At 64.6% G+C, this 19,220-nt stretch carries 20 protein-coding genes; 7 read left to right on the top strand and 13 right to left on the bottom strand.

Annotated elements, in window-relative coordinates; genetic code table 11:
- Positions 1-33 precede the first annotated feature (33 nt).
- Both AU465_RS11795 and AU465_RS11790 read left to right on the top strand, forming a co-directional pair.
- A complete protein-coding gene (locus AU465_RS11795) occupies positions 34-3,210 on the top strand; it encodes an efflux RND transporter permease subunit (protein ID WP_192247087.1) in 3,177 nt (1,058 codons plus the stop codon).
- Between the two features lie 99 nt (positions 3,211-3,309).
- Positions 3,310-3,468, top strand: coding sequence for a DUF3309 family protein (locus AU465_RS11790; RefSeq protein ID WP_192247150.1), 159 nt, complete (start codon positions 3,310-3,312; stop codon positions 3,466-3,468).
- Positions 3,469-3,532: 64 nt separating this feature from the next.
- Here AU465_RS11790 and AU465_RS11785 read toward each other — a convergent pair whose 3' ends face one another.
- Entirely contained in the window at positions 3,533-4,489 is a 957-nt protein-coding gene (locus tag AU465_RS11785) for an SDR family oxidoreductase (protein WP_192247085.1), read from the bottom strand.
- A 97-nt stretch (positions 4,490-4,586) separates the two neighbouring features.
- Between AU465_RS11785 and AU465_RS11780 the strand changes: the two genes are divergently transcribed.
- Positions 4,587-5,501, top strand: a complete 915-nt coding sequence (locus tag AU465_RS11780; RefSeq protein ID WP_192247082.1) for a LysR family transcriptional regulator — start codon at positions 4,587-4,589, stop codon at positions 5,499-5,501.
- On the opposite strand, the gene AU465_RS11775 is transcribed toward AU465_RS11780, so the two are convergent.
- The 3 genes from AU465_RS11775 to AU465_RS11765 all read right to left on the bottom strand — a co-directional run bounded on the left by AU465_RS11775 (position 5,459) and on the right by AU465_RS11765 (position 8,100).
- Positions 5,459-6,583, bottom strand: a complete 1,125-nt coding sequence (locus tag AU465_RS11775) for an MFS transporter (RefSeq protein ID WP_192247148.1) — start codon at positions 6,581-6,583, stop codon at positions 5,459-5,461. The genes AU465_RS11780 and AU465_RS11775 overlap by 43 nt on opposite strands.
- A gap of 381 nt (positions 6,584-6,964) precedes the next feature.
- Positions 6,965-7,273 carry a DUF1244 domain-containing protein gene (locus AU465_RS11770; RefSeq protein WP_192247080.1) on the bottom strand — a complete coding sequence of 103 codons (309 nt, stop codon included), beginning with the start codon at positions 7,271-7,273 and terminating at the stop codon, positions 6,965-6,967.
- 29 nt (positions 7,274-7,302) lie between these two features.
- Complete coding sequence (locus AU465_RS11765; RefSeq protein WP_192247079.1) at positions 7,303-8,100, bottom strand: N-formylglutamate amidohydrolase; 798 nt, start codon at positions 8,098-8,100, stop codon at positions 7,303-7,305.
- A gap of 347 nt (positions 8,101-8,447) precedes the next feature.
- Here AU465_RS11765 and AU465_RS11760 point away from each other — a divergent pair, with 347 nt between their 5' ends.
- Together AU465_RS11760 and pyk are read left to right on the top strand one after the other, a co-directional pair.
- Entirely contained in the window at positions 8,448-8,936 is a 489-nt protein-coding gene (locus tag AU465_RS11760) for a DUF1036 domain-containing protein (RefSeq protein WP_192247146.1), read from the top strand.
- The gene (gene pyk / locus AU465_RS11755; RefSeq protein ID WP_192247077.1) at positions 8,933-10,360 is read left to right on the top strand and encodes a pyruvate kinase; all 1,428 of its coding nucleotides are present in this window, start codon (positions 8,933-8,935) and stop codon (positions 10,358-10,360) included. Before AU465_RS11760 ends, pyk begins: the two co-directional genes overlap by 4 nt.
- A gap of 9 nt (positions 10,361-10,369) precedes the next feature.
- Here the strand turns inward: pyk and AU465_RS11750 are convergent, their stop codons facing one another.
- From AU465_RS11750 to ykgO, 3 genes are all read right to left on the bottom strand, one after another.
- Positions 10,370-11,437, bottom strand: coding sequence for an alpha/beta fold hydrolase (locus AU465_RS11750; protein WP_192247075.1), 1,068 nt, complete (start codon positions 11,435-11,437; stop codon positions 10,370-10,372).
- Between the two features lie 175 nt (positions 11,438-11,612).
- Positions 11,613-12,233 (bottom strand): tetratricopeptide repeat protein, encoded by a 621-nt coding sequence (locus AU465_RS11745; RefSeq protein ID WP_192247073.1) that lies wholly within the window; start codon positions 12,231-12,233, stop codon positions 11,613-11,615.
- A 163-nt stretch (positions 12,234-12,396) separates the two neighbouring features.
- Complete coding sequence (ykgO, locus tag AU465_RS11740; protein WP_040974291.1) at positions 12,397-12,522, bottom strand: type B 50S ribosomal protein L36; 126 nt, start codon at positions 12,520-12,522, stop codon at positions 12,397-12,399.
- A gap of 243 nt (positions 12,523-12,765) precedes the next feature.
- Here ykgO and AU465_RS11735 point away from each other — a divergent pair, with 243 nt between their 5' ends.
- A complete protein-coding gene (locus tag AU465_RS11735) occupies positions 12,766-13,188 on the top strand; it encodes a lysozyme inhibitor LprI family protein (protein ID WP_192247071.1) in 423 nt (140 codons plus the stop codon).
- A gap of 8 nt (positions 13,189-13,196) precedes the next feature.
- On the opposite strand, the gene AU465_RS11730 is transcribed toward AU465_RS11735, so the two are convergent.
- From AU465_RS11730 to AU465_RS11720, 3 genes are all read right to left on the bottom strand, one after another.
- Positions 13,197-14,273 carry a 5-(carboxyamino)imidazole ribonucleotide synthase gene (locus AU465_RS11730; protein ID WP_192247069.1) on the bottom strand — a complete coding sequence of 359 codons (1,077 nt, stop codon included), beginning with the start codon at positions 14,271-14,273 and terminating at the stop codon, positions 13,197-13,199.
- Positions 14,270-14,767 (bottom strand): 5-(carboxyamino)imidazole ribonucleotide mutase, encoded by a 498-nt coding sequence (purE, locus tag AU465_RS11725; RefSeq protein WP_192247067.1) that lies wholly within the window; start codon positions 14,765-14,767, stop codon positions 14,270-14,272. The genes AU465_RS11730 and purE overlap by 4 nt, the downstream gene beginning before the upstream one ends.
- Positions 14,768-14,854: 87 nt before the next feature.
- Positions 14,855-15,604: a glucose 1-dehydrogenase gene (locus AU465_RS11720; protein WP_192247065.1), complete on the bottom strand. Its 750-nt coding sequence runs from the start codon at positions 15,602-15,604 to the stop codon at positions 14,855-14,857.
- A 96-nt stretch (positions 15,605-15,700) separates the two neighbouring features.
- Here AU465_RS11720 and AU465_RS11715 point away from each other — a divergent pair, with 96 nt between their 5' ends.
- A complete protein-coding gene (locus AU465_RS11715) occupies positions 15,701-16,612 on the top strand; it encodes a LysR family transcriptional regulator (protein WP_192247063.1) in 912 nt (303 codons plus the stop codon).
- Positions 16,613-16,666: 54 nt separating this feature from the next.
- Here the strand turns inward: AU465_RS11715 and AU465_RS11710 are convergent, their stop codons facing one another.
- The 3 genes from AU465_RS11710 to AU465_RS11700 all read right to left on the bottom strand — a co-directional run bounded on the left by AU465_RS11710 (position 16,667) and on the right by AU465_RS11700 (position 19,218).
- The gene (locus AU465_RS11710; RefSeq protein ID WP_192247061.1) at positions 16,667-17,872 is read right to left on the bottom strand and encodes an aminotransferase class V-fold PLP-dependent enzyme; all 1,206 of its coding nucleotides are present in this window, start codon (positions 17,870-17,872) and stop codon (positions 16,667-16,669) included.
- Positions 17,873-17,893: 21 nt separating this feature from the next.
- Positions 17,894-18,355: a RidA family protein gene (locus tag AU465_RS11705; protein ID WP_192247059.1), complete on the bottom strand. Its 462-nt coding sequence runs from the start codon at positions 18,353-18,355 to the stop codon at positions 17,894-17,896.
- Between the two features lie 68 nt (positions 18,356-18,423).
- Complete coding sequence (locus AU465_RS11700; protein WP_192247057.1) at positions 18,424-19,218, bottom strand: amino acid ABC transporter ATP-binding protein; 795 nt, start codon at positions 19,216-19,218, stop codon at positions 18,424-18,426.
- Between the last annotated feature and the right edge of the window lie 2 nt (positions 19,219-19,220).

Here is a 19,220-nt window from a genome sequence, read left to right as displayed (position 1 = left end):
CGCAGCTCCCGAAAGAAACAGCAGGCATAAGTCATGGACATCGTCAGACTCGCCATCAACAACGCCCGCCTCACAATATCGGCGCTGATGTTCCTGCTCGTCGCGGGCTGGGTCGCCTATCAGTCGACGCCGAAGGAAGCGGAACCCGACGTTCCGATTCCGATGATGTATGTCAGCCTGATCTACCAGGGCATTTCGCCGGAGGACTCCGAGCGCCTGCTGCTCAGGCCAATGGAAAGCAAGCTCAAGAGCCTCAAGGGGCTCAAGGAGATGCGCTCGGCCGCCTTCCAGGGCGGCGGCTACGTGCTGGTCGAGTTCCAGCCGCAGACCAATCTGGCCACCGCGCTGCAGGATACGCGCAGCAAGGTGCAGGACGCCAAGGCCGACCTGCCGCAGGCGGCCGAGGAGCCGACCGTCACCGAAGTCAACGTGTCCGAATTCCCGGTTCTGGTCGTGACACTGTCCGGCGACGTGCCGGAGCGCGTGCTGACGTCTGCGGCGCGCGAATTGCGCGACCGCATCGAGGAAGTGCCGGGCGTGCTCGAAGGCTCGCTGCAGGGCGCGCGCGACGATCTGGTTGAAGTCGTCATCGATCCGGTAAAACTCTCCTCCTACGGGCTGCAACTCGACCAGGTGATCCAGGGCGTCGGCGCCTCGAACAGCCTGGTCGCGGCCGGCAATCTCGAAGGTTCCGAAGGCAAATACGCGGTCAAGGTGCCGTCGCTGATCGAGAAGCCTGAGGACGTCGCCAGCCTGCCGGTCGTCGCCACGCCCAATGCGGTGGTGCAGGCCAAGGACGTCGCCACCGTACGCTCGACCTTCAAGGACGCCGAGACGGTGACCCGCCTCGACGGCAAGCCGGCGATCGCCATCGAAGTGAAGAAGCGCATCGGCGCCAACCTGATCGACACGCTGACCCATGTCAGGGAGGTGTCGGACAATTTCATCAAGTCGATGCCGGAGGGCATGCACGTCACCTACACGCAGGACAAGTCGGTCTTCGTCAACCAGCTTCTGGGCGACCTGCAGAACCATGTGATGATCGCCGTCATCCTGGTGTTCATCGTCATCCTCTACGCGCTGTCGGGCCGTGCCTCGCTGCTCATCGGCCTCGCCATCCCCTCATCCTTCCTGATCGGCATCCTTTTGCTCGCGATGATGGGCTACACGATCAACATGATCGTGCTGTTCAGCCTCATCCTGGCGGTCGGCATGCTGGTGGACGACGCCATCATCGTCACCGAATTCGCCGAACGGCGCATGAGCGAGGGCATGCCGAAGGCGGACGCCTTCGCTTTGGCCGCCAAGCGCATGGCGGGCCCGGTCATCGCGGCGACGATGACGCGCATCGCCGCCTTCTCGCCGCTCTTGTTCTGGCCCGGCATCATCGGCGACTTCATGAAATACATGCCGATCACGCTGATCGTGACGCTGTCGGCCTCGATGCTCTATGCGCTGGTGTTCGCGCCGACGCTCGGCGCCATCTTCGCCAAGGCGCCGGCGCATCACGAGGAAGATCATCGCGACGGCTGGTACATGGCCGTGGTCAAGCAGGCGGTGCGCTTCCCGATCACCGTCATCCTGCTCACCGTCGGCCTGCTGGTGGGCGTCGGCTTCGCCTATTCGAAATACGGCGCCGGCGTCGAGTTCTTCCCCAGCGTCGAGCCGGATTACGGCCTGCTCTACGTGCATGCCCGGGGCAATCTATCGCTGGCCGAAATGGACGCCGCGACCAAGACGGCGGAAAGCCGGCTGCTCGGCTGGCCGGGCGTGAAGTCGGTCTATACCCGCGTCGGCAAGACGCAAGGCGGCGGCCAGGACATCCCGGAGGACGTCGTCGGCGTGATCCAGTACGAGTTCGTCGACTGGCGCGAGCGCAAGTCCGCCAACCAGATCCTCGACGACCTGCGCGCGGTGATGGCCGGCATTCCGGGCGTCGACGTCGAGGTGCGCGTGCCGGAAGCGGGTCCGCCGACCGGCAAGCCGATCCAGATCAGGCTTTCTGCCGCCGACCCGACCGGGCTCGACGACAAGGCGCGTGCGGTGGCGGCGCGGATCGCCAGGATCCCCAACGTCATCGACGTTTCCGACGGTCTGCCGCCGCCTGGCGTCGACTGGGCGCTCGAGGTCGACCGCGCCAAGGCGGCGCAATACGGCATCAGCCCGACCTCGGTCGGCACGGTGGTGCAATTGGTCACGAACGGCCTCAAGCTGTCGGAATACCGGCCGGCCGGCGCCGACGACGCCGTCGACATCCGCCTGCGTCTGCCGGAAGACCGGCGCACGCTGTCGACGCTCGACGAGCTCAGGGTGCAGACCTCGCAAGGGTCGGTGCCGATCTCGAACTTCGTGGTGCGGAAACCGGAGCCGACGGTGGGTATCCTCAATCGCATCGACGGCGCGCGGACCGTGGTGGTGCAAGCCAATGTCAGCGCCGGCGCGCAGGTCGCGGCGGTGCAGCAGGAAGTCACAAAGGCTGTCACCGACATGAATCTCGGCAGCGGCATCCGCTGGAAGCTCGCCGGCTCCAACGAGGACAGCGCGCAAGCCAGCGCCTTCTTGAGCAAGGCCTTCGGCGCCGCGATCTTCCTGATCTTCCTGGTGCTCTTGGCGCAGTTCAACAAGTTCACCAGCGTGTGGCTTGTTCTGTCCTGCGTGGTCATGGCGACCATCGGCGTATTCCTCGGATTGCTTCTGACAGGCGAAGCCTTCGGCATCGTCATGTCGGGCATCGGCGTCATCGCGCTCGCCGGCGTGGTGGTTAACAACAACATCGTGCTCATCGACACCTATGACCGGCTGCGCGAGGAAGGCTGGGATAAGATAGACGCGGTGCTGCAGACCTGCCGCGAGCGCGCCCGGCCGGTGGTGCTGACGGCGGTCTCGGCCATCCTCGGCGTGCTGCCGATCGCCTTCGGCCTCGGCCTCGAAATCTTCCATCACGAGACGACGATCAACGCGCCGTCGACGCAATGGTGGATTTCGCTGTCCTCGGCGATCGTCTTCGGCCTCTCCTTCGCCACCTTGCTGACCCTGGTGGTGACGCCGTCGATGCTGATGGTGTTCACCCGCGCCAAGGTGAAGCCCGGCGCGCGGCGCGGCTGGCTCAGCCGGCTGTTCGGCCGCGGCAAGGGCAAGGTGTCGACCGATCAACCGGCCACGGAGCCTGGCACCGATCCGGCGGTCGCCTTCCCAAAGGCCGCGGAATAGCTGGTTTTCGAAATCCAAATGCAAAAAGCCGCCCGGGAACAACCGGGCGGCTTTTTGCATTGTTCCCTCGAGGTTCAACCAGACGGCGAGGGCATTTTCATGACGATCGGCACACTTCTCGTAATAATCCTGATTCTGATCCTAATCGGCGCCGTGCCGGCATGGCCACATTCGCGCGCCTGGGGCTACGGGCCTTCGGGGATCGTTGGCGTAATTCTGGTCATTCTGCTGATTTTGCTGCTGTTGGGCCGGATCTGATCTTCAACGATCCATGGTCGGGCCTCCGAGGCCCGGCCGGTTCAGCTTTGGTGCTCAGCGTTGATCAGGCGGCCTGGCGCGAGGCCGCGACGGCAATGCCGATATCCTGCATGGCTTCCGCTACAGCCCGGTCGAGCGGGGTGTGCGGAATCTCGCGGATGATGCTCTCCAATCGCGTCGAGACCAGCCGGTGCGCCTCGAAGCGCAGATAGGACATCGAGACGATCTCGCGCCACATGGCCACGAACGGGCTGCCGGCGCGCAGCACCCACCACGGCATGAACGAGAGCTTCAGCTTGCGGCCGAGCGCCTTCTCGGCGGCGGCCTTGATCTCGAGGTCGGTGACGGCGTGGCCCGGGAAATTCAGCGCCTCGTAGAAGCCAAGCTTGTCGAGATTGCGCGCCAGCCCGACAAAGGCAACGGCGAAGTCGGGCAGATAGGCCCATTCATGCACGAGGTCGGCCGGTCCAGGCGCGGTGTAGGTGCCCTTTTCCATCTTGGCGGCGACGACGAGGTCGAACCACGAGCCGCTGCCGGTGCCGCCGAAGAAGTCGCCGGCCCGCAGAAGAATGGTGCGCACCCGGCCAGCATCGGCCTCGCGACCGGACAGCTCTTCCATGGCGCAGCGAATGCGGCCTTTCTCGGTCGTCGGATGGAAAGGCGTGTCCTCAGTGATCACCTCAGGCATCGGCGAGCCGTAATTGTAGACGGTACCGGGGAAGAGATGCAGCGCGCCATTCGCGCGGCAGGCGGCCATGACGTTCTCGGCCATTGGCAGGCATTTGCCCCAGTCGGTATAGATCGGGTTGAGCCCGTTGAAGATGATGTCGACACCTTCGGTGGCGCGGACCAGCGACTGTCTGTCCAGCGCATCGCCGGCGACCGCCGTGGCGCCCTTGAGCTCGGCCGGCACCTTGCCGGTGCGGGTGACGGTGCGGACGTCGAAACCGGCGTCGATGAAAGCCTTGGCGACCACGCGGCCGAGCCGTCCATTGGCGCCCAGAATTGCGATCTTGGTCATTGTTCGTCTCCGTTGATTGCGTTTGCCCCACCTAATCTGACCTCCCCGGAAACGAATGAAAATTGACTAAGATCGGCGATATGATATTCAAAAATGAATGAAAGAATTCGACTGGAACCTGATCAAGAGTTTCGTCGCGGTGGCCGAAACAGGCAGCCTGTCGGCTGCGGCGCGCAGACTGGCGGCGAGCCAGCCGACGCTCGGCCGCCACATCGCCGAGCTGGAGCAGGCGCTGGGCGTCACGCTGTTCCGGCGCGGGCGGCGCGGCTACGAACTGACGGAAGCCGGCAGCGCGCTCTACGAACGAGGGCAGGCGGTCAGCGAGCAGGCCAATGCCTTCTCGCTGCTGGCGCTCGGATCGGTCGAGGCGATCGAGGGCACGGTGCGCATTGCCGCCAGCGAAGTGGTCGCGGCTTGCGTGTTGCCGCAGATGACGGCGCGTCTTGGCGAGGAGGAGCCGGGCATCGAGGTCGAGATCGTCGCCTCGAACCAGGTCGAGAACCTGTTGCGCCGCGATGCCGACATCGCCATCCGCATGGTTAGGCCGGCGCAGAACGAGCTGGTGGCGCGCAAGGTCACCGACATTGCGCTTTGCCTGTGCGCGGCGAAATCCTATCTCGACTGGCGCGGCCGTCCGCAAAAGCCCGCCGATCTCTTCGACCATGCCCTGGTCGGGTTCGACCGCAGCGACGAGATCATTCGCGGCTTCACCGCTTTTGGTATTGCGGTCGGCCGCAGCGACTTCCGCTTCAGGACCGATAACCAGATCGTGCTCTGGGAAGCGGTGCGGGCCGGCAATGGCATCGGCATCGGCCAGGAGCCGCTGGCGAACCGCGATCCGGACCTGGAGAAGCTTTTGCCGGAGGTTCCCTTGCCCGTGCTACCAGTGTGGCTTGCGATGCATCGCGATGTGCGCACCAGCGTGCGTATCCGCCGGGTGGCGGATTTCCTGCATGAAGAGCTGAAGCGTTACTCCGCCGGCGCCGGATCGGCGGCGAATTCGGCCCGGTGAGCAAGGCTGGCCATCAACAACACGATGACCAGCAGGCCCGAAAGCGCGATGAAGATCGGGCCGAAGCTCGAGTGCTCGGCGACGAAGCCGATCGCCGACGGCGCCACCAGGATGCCGGAATAGCCCACGGTGGTGACAACGCTCATGCCGGTGCCCGAGGACATGCCTTCCTGGTTGCCGCCTGCCGAGAACAGGATCGGCACCATGTTGGCGATACCGAAGCCGCAGAAGGCGAATGCGGCAATGGCGAGATAAGGCGAAGGCGAGAGGCCGGCCACGAACATGCCGGCGGCGGCGACAAGCGCCGAACCGCGCAGCGTCGCCACCGCGCCGAAGCGGTTGCGCACGCCGTCGCCCAGGAAGCGCATCAGCGCCATGACGCCGGAGAAAGCGGCATAGGCGAGGCCGGCAATCGCAAGGTCGGCGCCGACCTCCTGGTGCAGATAAAGCGCCGCCCAGTCGAGCACCGCGCCCTCGGAGACCATGGTGAGCAGCGCCATCAGCCCGACCAGATAGACTATTGTGTGCCGGGGCAGCGTAAATTTCTGATGCTCGGCGGCCCGCGGTTTGTCCTCGGCGATAAGGTAGCGAACAGCAAGGCCAATAACGGCGAAAGCGATCGCGGTCACCACGATCGCATGGGAGAGGTAGCCGTAATTCTGGATCGAGTAGCCGCCGAGCGCGCCGCCGGCGAAGCCGCCGAGGCTCCAGAAGCCATGCGAGGACGACATGATCGCGCGCGACAGCCGCCGTTCGACGACCACGGCATTGGAGTTCATGGCGACATCCATGCCGCCGATCGATCCGCCGAAGATGAGCATGGCGATTGCCGCGAGCGGCACGTTGGGGGCGAGCGCCACGACCAGCAGGCCGAAACTGCCGCAGACGCCGAACCAGCGCAGCACGGTGCGCGACCCGTGCCTGGAAATGAGATGGCCGCACCAGGTCATCGCCATCACCGCGCCGACCCCGAACAGCAGGATCAGCAGGCCGAGCATGAATTTCGAGATGTCCAGCCGGGTGAGGAACACCGGGATCTGCGGCGCCCAGCTGCCGGTGAGGAAGCCATTGGCAAGGAAAATGCCGGCAACGGCCCAGCGGCCGCGCTTGCATTGTGGTTTGTATGTTCACGCTCTGAAATCCGGTGCGCCGGTGGCTCGCGGCGGCAAATTGGATCGATTCAATTGGCAGTCAAGCACCTCACCACCAAAGCTTGTGGGCCAAGTCGAAGGGTAGCGATGAAGCCGTTCCGCAGCGATCCTTCGCGCCCCCCTCTGTCCTGCCGGACATCTCCCCCACAAGGGGGGAGATTGGCTGTGCCAGCGCGCCGCTCATCCTGCAACGTTGGAGATTGGCGAAAGCCGACGCGACGTCTGATCTCCCCCCAAGTGGGGGAGATGGCCGGCAGGCCAAAGGGGGCGCTGTCCCGCCAGCGTTAGGAACCTATGCGCCGTCCCGATAATTCAGTGATCCTTCGGGCGCCTAGCCTCGAACTCGGCCTTCTTGGCGTCCGACGCTTCGGTCTGGTTGAGCGCCTGCCATTCGGCATAGGGCATGCCGTAGATGATCTCACGCGATTCGTCCTTGGAGAGCGCGACGCCGTCCGCCTCGGCGGCCTCGCGATACCAGTTCGACAGGCAGTTGCGGCAGAAGCCGGCGAGGTTCATCAGGTCGATATTCTGGACGTCGCCGCGCTCACGCAGGTGCTCGACCAGCCGGCGGAAGGCGGCCGCCTCGAAATCGCGTTTCTGTTCGTCGCTGAGTTCGGCCATTGCATGGAACTCCGTGAGCTTGAGGTCCGTCACACCGGCCCGGTGCGCGAGCCGAACATCTTCACCTGATGTATATCGGGACGGCGGTCGATGGCGTCAACGATCGGGGCCAGCCGTTCGACCCACGCAAGAGCGCCGGCGCGCTCGGCGATCAGGTCCTGGCGGATCTCGATCAGCGCATGGGCATAGCCGTTGACGATGGCGTGGCGGAACATGGTGTCGCCGCGTAGCGCGCCGTCATATGGCTCGTTGTCGCCAACGACGAGCGCTTTGTCCTCGGCCAGCATGTCGATCAGCGGCCGCGCCACGCGGTCGTCGCGGTCCCATAGGATGCCGACATGCCAGGGGCGGATGAAGCCTTGCATGCGCGGGGTGAAGGAGTGCACCGAGAAGATGAACGGCGCTTTCCCGGAAGCGTGCGCCACCGAGGAAATCATCGCGCCGACGGCGTCGTGATAGGGCCGGTAGAAGCGGTCGAGCCGTTTCTCCCGCTCCTCGGCCGCCATGGGATAGTTTCCCGGCACGATGGTGCCGTCATAGAGCTGGCGGATCAGCGTCGGGTCGTCCTCGCCCCGGTTGGGATCGATCAGAAGCCGGGAGAAGCCGGCAAGCAGGGCCGGCGCGTCGAGCGCCGCCGCCAGCTCGCGCGTCACCGTCTCGACGCCGATATCATAGGCGATGTGACGCTCGAACTCCTCCGCCGGTAGGCCGAGACTTCCATATTCTTCCGGCAGGTCGCGGCGGGCGTGGTCGGCGAGAAGCACGATGCCTTTCTTGCGGTCGCCCTCGATGATGTCGAAGGGCGCGAAAGCTGTGGATCGGGTCATCGGTTGAAAACGGTCTGTTCGCGAGTGTCCGGGCGGGGTGGTATCGTCATTCCACGAAGAGGACTGAGGCGCAATGCCGTTGTTTGGCCACGGTTTCTGCAAAAAATCCCGGATGGACGCCAAATCGCGCGCTTACAGCGCCGCGCGTCCTCTTGGACGCGCAAAGGACGCTGTAGCACTTTGATTTTGGCGCATGATCCTTTCCGAAAATCGATTCCGATTTTCGGGGTCATGCGCGAGCCTCTCTAAATCGATTGGAATTGAACAAAACGGCGCGTTGACATGCGCCCGGAGTTTGCTGAAAAGGGCTTCGAGAGATGCAGATGTGGTTCGCGAAGGGATTTGGGATGGGTTTCGCTGGCAGGCTGCGCAAGCGCCTGACCCTGCCGCTCCTGATCTTTGGCGCGGTTATCAGCGCGCTTTGCGCGACCTCGCCGGCGCGCGCCGACTTCCGCGTCTGCAACGCGACACAGAACCTGGTCGGCGTCGGCATCGGCTATCGGGCGAAGGCCGGCTGGATCACCGAAGGCTGGTGGCACATCGAAGGGTCGACCTGCAAGACGCTGATCGAGGGGCCGCTGTCATCAAGGTTTTACTATCTTTATGCAGAAGACGCCGAGCGCGGCGGGCGTTGGGACGGCCCGATCAACATGTGCGTCGCCGAGAAAGAGTTCAAGATTGCCGGCGTGAATGATTGCGTCGCCCGGGGCTTCCAGCGCGCCGGATTTCAGGAATATGACACGGGCGAGCAGGCAAGCTGGATGGTCCAGCTGACCGACGAGCCCGCAACGGGCGGCGCGCCAGCGACCCCCGCTCCGGGAACAAACAGTCAATGAGACGCAACCGCAAGGTCAAGATCCTCGCCACCATCGGTCCGGCTTCCTCGTCCGAGGAGATGCTGCGAAAGCTCTTCGAGGCGGGCGCCGATGTCTTCCGCATCAATATGAGCCATACCGACCATGAGCTGATGCGCACGCTCGTCGGCCGCATCCGCGCCGTCGAAGCGGCCGTCGGCCGGCCGATCGGCATTCTGGCCGATTTGCAAGGGCCGAAGCTCAGGGTCGGCAAGTTCGCCAATGTCAAGGAAGCGCTGGCTGTCGGCCAGACCTTCACGCTCGACGACAATCCGGAACCCGGCACGTCGAAACGGGTCTACCTGCCGCATCCCGAAATCCTGAGCTCGGTCGAGGCCGGCCACCGTCTTTTGATCGACGACGGCAAGCTGGAGCTCAAGGCGGTCAAGAGCGACGGCAAGTCGATCACCTGCACGGTCGTCGCCGGCACCGGCATTTCCGACAAGAAGGGCGTCAGCCTGCCCGACACCGACCTGCCGGTCGGCGCGCTCACCGAAAAGGACCGGGCCGACCTCGACGCGGTGCTGGCGGCGAGTGTCGACTGGGTGGCGCTGTCCTTCGTGCAGCGGCCGGAGGATTTGGCCGAAGCCCGCAAGATCGCGCGCGGCCGGGCGCTGATCATGGCCAAGATCGAGAAGCCGCAGGCAGTCGCTCGCCTGGCCGAGATCATCGAGCTCTCCGACGCATTGATGGTTGCGCGTGGCGATCTCGGCGTCGAGATGCCGCTGGAGGCGGTGCCCGGCATCCAGAAGCAGATCACGCGCGCCGCGCGCCGCGCCGGCAAACCGGTGGTGATCGCGACCCAGATGCTGGAATCGATGATCACCGCACCCGTGCCGACCCGCGCCGAGGTCTCGGACGTATCGATCGCCGTGTTCGAAGGCGCGGACGCGATCATGCTTTCGGCCGAATCCGCTGCCGGCGCCTATCCGGTCGAGGCGGTCGCCATGATGAACCGCATCGCCACCAAGGTCGAAACCGATCCGACCTATGCCGGCATCATCAACGCGCAGCGCTCCGAGCCGGAAGCGACCGGTGCCGACGCCATTTCGCTCGCCGCGCGTGAGATCGCCGAGACGCTGAAACTGTCGGCGATCATCACCTACACCGCCTCCGGCACCACCGGCCTGCGCGCCGCGCGCGAGCGGCCGCAGGTGCCGATCGTGGCGCTGTCGCCGATCGTCAACACGGCGCGCCGGCTCTCGCTTCTATGGGGCACGCATTGCGTGGTCTCGGAGGACGCGATCGACCTCGACGACATGGTCGACCGGGCCTGCCGCATCGCGCTCGACGAAGGCTTCGGCAAGCCGGGCGACCGCGTCATCATCACCGCCGGCGTGCCGCTGAGGACGCCCGGCTCGACCAACATGCTGCGCATCGCCTATGTCGGGTCGGAAACACACTGATCCGAAGCGTCAGCCCGGCGCGAGTTGGGCGTCCGGCACCTTGAGTTCCGGGCATCTGCCGGCGCCTTGCGTGTCACCGGCGATGCGGCTTTCCACGACGCTCGCCATCGCCTGCAAGTCGACCGGCGCGCCGGCAGCCCTTTCGATAGCGCCGACGACGAGATCGGGCGCGACCCAGTCCGGCTTGTGGCCGAGGTTGCGGACCCAGATGAGCTCCGCGCCGGGAATGTCGCGCTCCAGGCCGACGGAGTGGATGGTGGCGTAGACCACCTTGTCGCGATCGCCGGAGATGACGACCGTCGGTACCTTGATTTCACGGTAGCCGGGCGAGGCCGCGCGCACATAGTCATATAGCTGGGCCACATCGCGGGCGTTGGCGCGGAAGGCGCGCGGCCTCAACACCAAAGGGATCGCGGCCTTGTCGATATAGTCGTCAGGCGCATTGTTGGGCGAGAAGACGCAGGCCGTCGCGTCGCCGATTTGCAGCATGCCGGCGGGGTAAGCAATCGTCTCGGAAAACAGCCAGCCGATCACCGGAACGGCCGTCAGCTTGTAATACCAGGCGGTCGCGCCGCCCGGCCAAGGATGACTGACGGGCGCCAGGAAGACGAGGCCGAGCGTCTTGTCGGGATGCTGGCGGGCAAAGGCGGTGGTGATCGCGCCGCCGAAGGAATGGGCGACGATGATCGCTCTGCCGATGCGAAGGCGATCCATCAGCGCGGCGATGGTGTCTGCCTGCGCCGCAAGGGTTTCGTTGTTGCCCGCTCCGCGCTCCGACCAGCCGAAGCCGGGCCGGTCGAGAAAGAGCAACTCGGCGCGGCCTTCGAGCAGGGGCTTCAGCGGCAGCATCTGGTCCCTGAGGTTGGCGCTGGCGCCATGGATGAAGACGATCGGCGGCAGAGCGGCGCCGGCAGGCGCCGGAATATGGATATAGTGGATGCGCGCGCCGTTAACGTCGGCGAATTCACCGCCCGGCGAATTGCGGCGCTCGATCAGCCAGACGCCGGTGCGGGTAATGCCGGCGAGGGCGAAGATAAGCGCGATGAGGAAGAGAAGCGCGGCGCAGATGAGGTTCATGCGGAAGAGATACGGGTTACACGCCTGCGGCCAGCCCAACGGCAATGAAGTCGATGCGGGCCACGATCAAAAGCTTGAACATCCCGGAGCGGAATTAGTTTTGGAGGATGGCAGTAGGCAGTAGGCAGTAGTGGTATATTTCTGTCTACTGCCTAATTCCCTATTCCCTTCTCCATCAAATGCCTTCGCCGGCCAGCTCTTCCGAAAGCGCCGATACCTGGTCCTGGGCGCTGCGCATCATCGGATAGATGGCGAGCACTTTCTGCCAGGCTTCCAGCGCCGACTGCTTGTGGCCGGTTTCGGCCATGATCTGCGCGAGACCCGAGAGCGCGCCGAAATGGCGCGGTTCGAGATGCAGCGTATGGTCGATGTCCGACATCGACTTCCCGTAATTCTTCATCAGGAAATGCACGGTGGCGCGGCGGTTCCAGCCTTCGGCATAGTCGGGCTGTAAGGTCACCACCTGGTCGAGGAAGTCGAGCGCGACGTCGAATTTCTGGTCTTCCGTCGCCTTCTGCGCCCATTGCATCATCAGGTCGATCGAGGCGCTGCCGGACTGGTTCCACTCATTCCAGATGCGGCCGGCGATGCGCTCGGCGGCCTTTTCGTTGCGCTCGCGTTTGAGATCGGCAAAGAGCTGGTTGAGCCGTCCTTGCCTGGTCGAGGCGACGGGCGGCGGCGTGATGGCCGGTGGCGGCGAGGCGGCGGAGGGCTGCGTGTCCTGGTCCTCGGCCGATGCAGGCGAGGCAGCACAGGCGAAGAGGACGGCGGTGAAGAATGCAAAAAGAATCCGCATCGCCGGAATCTAACGCCGGACGGCGGATCGTCAAAATGATTTTAGCGTGAGAGGGCCGGCGAACCGGCAATCGACATCAGCGCGGCACGGCCTCTTTGTTCACGTCGTTCTCCCAAAACCGCTACGCAGTTTTGGGCGACATTCATCAGGCCGCGCGCAAGTCTCAGCCCTGGCGCGCCTTGTAGCGCGGAGCGGTCTTGTTGATGATGTAGATGCGTCCCTTGCGGCGAACCAGCCGGTTGTCGCGGTGACGCGCCTTGAGCGCCTTGAGCGAATTCTTGATCTTCATGGTCTTGCCTGTTCGGTCGGGGCCCGGTCCCGGGCCGAATTTTAAAGGCGCGCCCGGAAAAAACGCGCCTTTGAACTTGCGTGGCTCATAAACGAGGAGCCTTGCCCATGTCAACCGCAAGCGCGCAACTCTGATGCCGCAACCGGCGCGCTCATCAAATATTCGCCATCCGGATCGCGCCGCATTGCGCGACTCGGGAGCGGCTGGGATGCTGGGCCGACGCAAAGCGATTGGAGATCCAGCATGCGCCGTCTCTTCCTGCCAGCCTGTCTTGTCCTCCTGGCAACCGCCCCGGCGGCTTGGGGACAAGAATGCGACCGCAACGACGACAGCCAGTCGATGATGAGCATTTGCGCCAACACCGACTATGAGGCGGCCGATGCCAAGCTGAACGCCGCCTACAAGGATCTCGTCGGCGGCAATGACGAGAAGGCCAACAAGCTTCTGCAGACGGCGCAGCGCGCCTGGATCGCCTTTCGCGATGCCGAATGCGCCTATTCGACCGCCGACAGCGAGGGCGGCTCCATCCATCCGATGGAGGTTTCGCAATGCCTGACGAAGCTGACCAATGAGCGCACCAAGCAGCTCACTTCAGGTCCCAATTGCCAAGACGGCGATCCGACCTGCGCCAGCCCGGACGAGGACGAAGACCAGGATATGCAGTAGTTGGGGGATCAGTGCAGGCGGCTGATCCGCGTGAAATGCCCCATCTTGCGGCCGGGGCGCGAGTCGGCCTTGCCGTAGAGATGCAGCATCAGATCGGGCTCGGCGAGCAGCGCCGGGACCTTCAGCACGTCGTCGCCGATCAGGTTTTCCATCACGCAGTCGGAATGCCGGGCGGGCGAGCCCAACGGCAGGCCGGCGACCGCGCGGATATGCTGCTCGAACTGCGAGACGAGGCAGGCGGCCTCGGTCCAGTGGCCGGAATTGTGGACGCGCGGCGCCAGCTCGTTGGCCAGCAGCGAGCCGTCGGCAAGAACGAAGAACTCGACGCCGATGACGCCGACATAGTCGAGCGCCACGAGGATTTTTGAAGCCGCATCCTTGGCTGCCTCGGCCGTTTCAGACCGAATGGCGGCAGGCAGGGTCGAAGTTCGCAGAATGCCCTCGCGGTGGATGTTCTCGGCCGGATCGTAAGCGGCCGTCGAGCCGTCGTGTGCCCGCGCGGCGATGACCGAAATCTCGCGCTCGAAGACGACCAGCGATTCAAGGATCAGCGGCACGTTGCCCATCGTCTCGCAGGTGCCGGCAAACCCGCCGGTTTCCATGTTGCGGAAGACGCGCTGGCCCTTGCCGTCATAGCCCAGGCGGCGTGTCTTCAACACGCCGCTACCGCGGAACTTTTGCAACGCCACCGTCAACTGGTCGTCATTGTCGACCGGGCAGAATTCTGCCGTCGGAATGCCGATGCCGTTCAGGAAACTCTTCTCGGTCACGCGATCCTGCGCAACCTCGAGCGCGCGCGCCGGCGGATAGACCGGAACGCGCGCGGCGAGCGTCTCCGCGGCTTGAACCGGGACATTCTCGAACTCGTAGGTGACGACGATGCTGGCGGCAGCCAGTTCGGCAAGTGCCGCGGGGTCGTCATACGGAGCGACGATCTGCCGGTTGGCGACCTGGGCCGCCGGGCAATCGGGCTGCGGCTCCAGCACGATTGTGCGATAGCCGAGGCGGGCGGCGGCCATCGCCAGCATGCGGCCGAGCTGGCCGCCGCCGATGATGCCGATGGTCGATCCGGGAGCGAGGGTCACGGCGTATCCGCCGGCTCGTTTGCGACCTTGGCGGTCTGGGCGGCGCGCCAGGCGTCGAGCCGGGCGGCGAGCTTTTCATCGTTGAGCGCGAGCACCGCGGCGGCGAGAAGGGCAGCGTTGGCGGCACCGGCCTTGCCGATCGCCAGCGTGCCCACCGGAATGCCAGCCGGCATCTGCACGATGGAAAGCAGCGAATCCTGCCCTGACAGCGCCTTGGATTCCACCGGCACGCCGAAGACCGGAAGCGGCGTCATCGCCGCCGTCATGCCGGGCAGGTGCGCCGCGCCGCCAGCGCCGGCGATGATCACCTTGTAGCCGGCGGCCTTGGCGCCCTTGGCGAATTCGTAGAGGCGGTCGGGCGTGCGGTGCGCCGAGACGATCAGCCTTTTGTGCGGAATGCCCAGCGCATCCAGTGTTTCGGCCGCCTGGCGCATCGTCGCCCAGTCGGACTGGCTGCCCATGATGATGGCGACGTCGGCACGCTGATCGGTCAAGGTATCGCTCCCGGCGGCAAAGGCGCGCCTTAGCGGAATTCGCCGGCAGCCGCAAGGATAAGGTCCTGTGTGACAACGCGGTTGCGGTTACTGCCAGCCGCCCGAAGCGGCAATACGTTCGCCGGTAAGCCATGACGCTTCGTCAGAGGCGAGGAAGACCGCCACGCGAGCAATGTCCTCCGGCTGGCCGAAGCGACCGAGGGGAGTCCGCTCGACGATCTGCTTCTCAAGTTCGCTGCCCATGATACCGACACGCCTCAATCCTTCGGTGTCAATCACGCCGGGAGCAATGGCATTGACGCGAATGTTGCGGCGGCCGAGCTCCCTGGACAACGAAACCGTGATCGTGTCCACCGCCCCCTTCGTCGCGGCGTAAATAAGCGAATTCGGCTGTGGGTTCGAGCTGGCAATCGAGCTGATGTTGATGATGCTGCCGCCGACGGCACCGAAGTGTTTGGCCGCCTCCTGAATGGTGAGGATCGGTCCGAGCACGTTGATGTCAAACTGACGGTGGAATTGAGCCTCGGTAACCGCCTCCAGCGGCTCAAATTCGAATACTCCCGCATTGTTCACCAGAATGTCGACCGATCCGAACACTAACTTTGCTGTCTCGAAAAGGCGGCGCACATCGGCGACTATCGACACGTTGCCCTGGACGGACATGGCTTGGCCGCCTTGCTCCTTGATCTGGCCCACCACCTGATCGGCATCCATGCTCGACGAGGTGAAGTTGACGACTACGGCAGCGCCGGCCGCGGCAAGCGCCTTGGCAATGGCCGCGCCAATACCTTTGGAGGCGCCCGTAACGATCGCGACCTTGCCCACCAGTTTGCTCATCAAATCTCTCCTTGTGCCGATGACAGGTAGTATATGGACATGATTATGGCCGATTAGGCTTGCGTTGGTGCGTTCTTTTTTGCCTGGAATTCTGGAATGACAACTATCCTTGAGAAAACTGCAGGCTTGGTCGCCTTCGTAAGGACCGTCGAAACAGGGTCGTTCCAAGCCGCGAGCCGCATGCTTGGGTCGAGCCCGTCAGCGGTTTCGAAGAGCGTGGCGAGGCTCGAGCGACGGCTGGGGGTGCGGCTGATCCGTCGTTCGACGCGTCAGCTCGGGCTGACGAGCGAGGGGACCGCCTATTACGAGCGTGTCGCGCCTCTATTGAAGGCGCTCGACGATGCAGAAGACACCGTCCGCGTGGCCGACAAAGCGCGGGGCCTTTTGCGCGTCACCGCGCCCGTCGAACTTGGTCGCACCATGATTGCTTCTTGGGCGCAGATGTTCCTTGCGCAGCACAACGAAGTGAAGCTGGAACTCAGCGTAACCGATCGTCATGCCGACTTGATCCGAGAAGGCTATGACGTCGCGGTGCGGATGGGGGAATTGTCGGACGTCGGCTTGCTCGCGCAAAAGATTGCCGATCTGCCGGTCGTGCTGGTCGCGTCCCCGACCTACATCGACCGGAGGGGTTGCCCGAGCTCAACCGAAGACCTGCGAAACCACGACTTTGTTCGTCATCAGATGTTGGGCCGGCCCTATCCCATTACTCTTACCGACGGGAGCCGTGTTGTGCCGAACGGCCGTCTCGATACCGACGACGCCGGCGCCATTCGTCAAGCGGCGCTTGCCGGCGCGGGAATCGCACACCTCATGCAATTTGCGGTGCAGGACGATCTCAGCTCCGGCCGGCTGGTTCGCGTTCTGGGGCAAGTGAGCATGCCCGCCATACCTGTTCACGTCGTCCATGCATTCGGCCGGCAGGCGCCGGTCCGCGCCCGATTGTTTATCGACTTCCTGTCGAAGCAGATGGCCGTGCTGACGAGGCCGATGCGGCCAGACACTTGACTGGTGCTTCAAAGCTCCTCTTCCGGAGTGGCCACATGGCGGTGAGCAGCTGTGTCAATCCGGCCAGCGCAGCGCGCCGGCCGAATCTTTGCGCGCCGCTTTCATCGCATTGGCCGGCCGGTCCTTCGCCATCAGCACCGCCCGTAGCTGCTCGGCGACGATCTCCGCCTCGCCAGGATGGAGGTTGCACGGATCGAGGAAGAAGTGGCCGCGCTCGACCTCGTGGTTGCGCACGATGACCGGCGGCGAACCGGCGGCGAGCGCCGAGGCTAGGCCGGCGGCGGTGAAGCGGCTTTCCGGCCGCACGAACACCTGCAGGCGATCGAGCGGATTGGCGGTCGGATCGGGTATGATCTGCGCGCCGATACCCGGAATGCCCTGCAGCGCGTCCTTCCAGAGATTGAGCGCCGCCTCCTCGCGCCGGCGGATGCCGGCATGGTCGCGCTTCTCCCAGGCGTCGAGCGCCGCCATGGTGCCGGCAATGCTTTCCTTGCCGACCTTCATGGCCCGCGCGACGCCGCGGTTCTGCAGATAGGCGGCGCGCACCAGATCCTTGCGGCCGGTGACGATGCCGCTGGTCGGGCCGCTGAGGAATTTGTGGCCGCTATAGACGACGACATCGGCGCCACGCGCGAGGAAGCTGCGCAGGTCGTATTCGGAGGCGGCGTCGACAATCACCGGAATGCTCTTGGCGTGGCAGATCTCGCAGAACTCCTCCAGCGAAAGCATGCCGTATTGCACCGTGTGATGGGCAACTACGTAGAGCGCCGCCGCCGTGCGCTCGTTGATCGCCTCGCGCACGTGATAGTCCTGCGTGACACTGACGGTGCCGGCCGGAATGACCTTGGCGCCGGCGACGCGGATCGACTGGTCGATCGGCGCGCCGTAATTGACGATATGGCCGAGCTGGATGACAACCTCCGACTTCAGCCCTTCGGTGTCGTCCGGCAGGCGCTCGATTGCCAAAAGGTTCGTGCCGGTCATCGCCCCGGCGATCGCCATCGTGATGCCGCTGGCGCAGCAAGCGGTGATGAAGCCGGCCTCGCCGCCGGTAAGGCGCGCGACGACCGCGCTGGCGGCGCGCTGCAAATCGTCCATCTCCACCCATTGCGAGGCGATCTCGGTCATGGCGCTGATCGCCTCGGGAACGATGATCGAAGCGCCAAGCGATGTCATCGTGCCGGAGACGTTGATGATCGGCCTCAGCCCCAGCCGCTCGCGGATCGTGGTGTTGGAGCCGGTATCGGAATAGGTTTTCATTGCAGTGGACACTCCATGAAGTCAGGCGGCGATCTCGACAACCGCTTCGATTTCGACGGTGATGTTCCCGGGCAGCGAGCCGACGCCTATCGCCGAGCGCGCATGGCCGCCGATCTTGTCGAAGACATCGGCGAAGAGGTCGGAGCAGCCATTGACCACCTGGGGATGGTCGCTGAAGGTCGGCGTCGCGTTGACGAAGCCGAGCAGTTTCACCACGCGCACGATGCGGCCGAGGTCTCCCGCCGCCGCATGCATGACGGCAAGCAGGTTGAGGCCGGTGAGGCGGGCATGCTCATAGGCCTGTTCGACGGTCACGTCCTCGCCGACCTTGCCGGTGCAAAGCGTGCCGTCGGCGCGCAGCGGCCCCTGGCCGGAGAGGAAGATCAGGCGGCCGCTCTCGGCATAGGTGACGAAGTTGGCGATGGGCGTCGGCGGCTCGGGCAGCGTCAGGCCGAGTTCGGCGAGCCGGGCATAAGGCGTCATGGAAGAATGCTCCCTAGGATGGCTTCAGCCATCCGTTGTCCACAATGAATGGCGAAGGCCATCCGATGTCAGAAATGCGAGGCGCGGAAGCGCGCCAGAAAGGTGCGGAGGCGCTCGTTGGTGGTCTCCACGGCGAGGACCTCCTTCGGCGGACCGACTGCCGAGACGCCGCCATCGGCCATGAAGACGATGCGGCTCGACGCATCGCGGGCGAAGGCCATTTCATGCGTCACCATGACCATCGTCATGCCGTCCTCGGCCAGGCTGCGCACCACCGCCAGCACCTCGCCGACGAGTTCCGGATCGAGCGCCGAGGTGATCTCATCGAGCAGCAGAATCTTTGGTTCCATGGCGACCGCGCGCGCAATGCCGACGCGCTGCTGCTGGCCGCCGGAAAGCTCCGCCGGCAGGCTGTCGGCCTTGTGGGCGAGGCCGACGCGGCCCAGCCAATGCTCGGCGATCGAGCGCGCCTCCGAATTGCTCTTGCCGCGCACCTTGGTGAGGCCGAGCATGATGTTGCCGGCCGCCGTCAGATGCGGGAACAGGTTGAAGCTCTGGAAGACCATCCCGGTCTCGGCACGCATGCTGGCCAAGTCGCGCTCGCTGCGCCGTTGGCGCGCGCCGCCGTCGCGAAAACCGACCTCCTTGCCGTCGATGCGGATCGAGCCGCTGTCGTAGCTTTCGAGGAAGTTGACGCAGCGCAGCAGCGTGGTCTTGCCGCTGCCGGACGGGCCGATGACCGTGACCACCTCGCCCTTCGCCACCTTGAGGCTAACCGAGCGCAGCACCTCGACGGAGCCGAAGGACTTCGAGACTTCGGCAATATCGAGAAGCGCCGGGCTGTCGTTGGAACTGGTGGCCATCG

The organism is Mesorhizobium silamurunense (assembly GCF_014843905.1).
Lineage (GTDB): Bacteria > Pseudomonadota > Alphaproteobacteria > Rhizobiales > Rhizobiaceae > Mesorhizobium > Mesorhizobium silamurunense.
The sequence above is the reverse complement of the archived record's forward strand: the minus strand, read 5'-3'. Positions and strand labels throughout refer to the sequence as shown.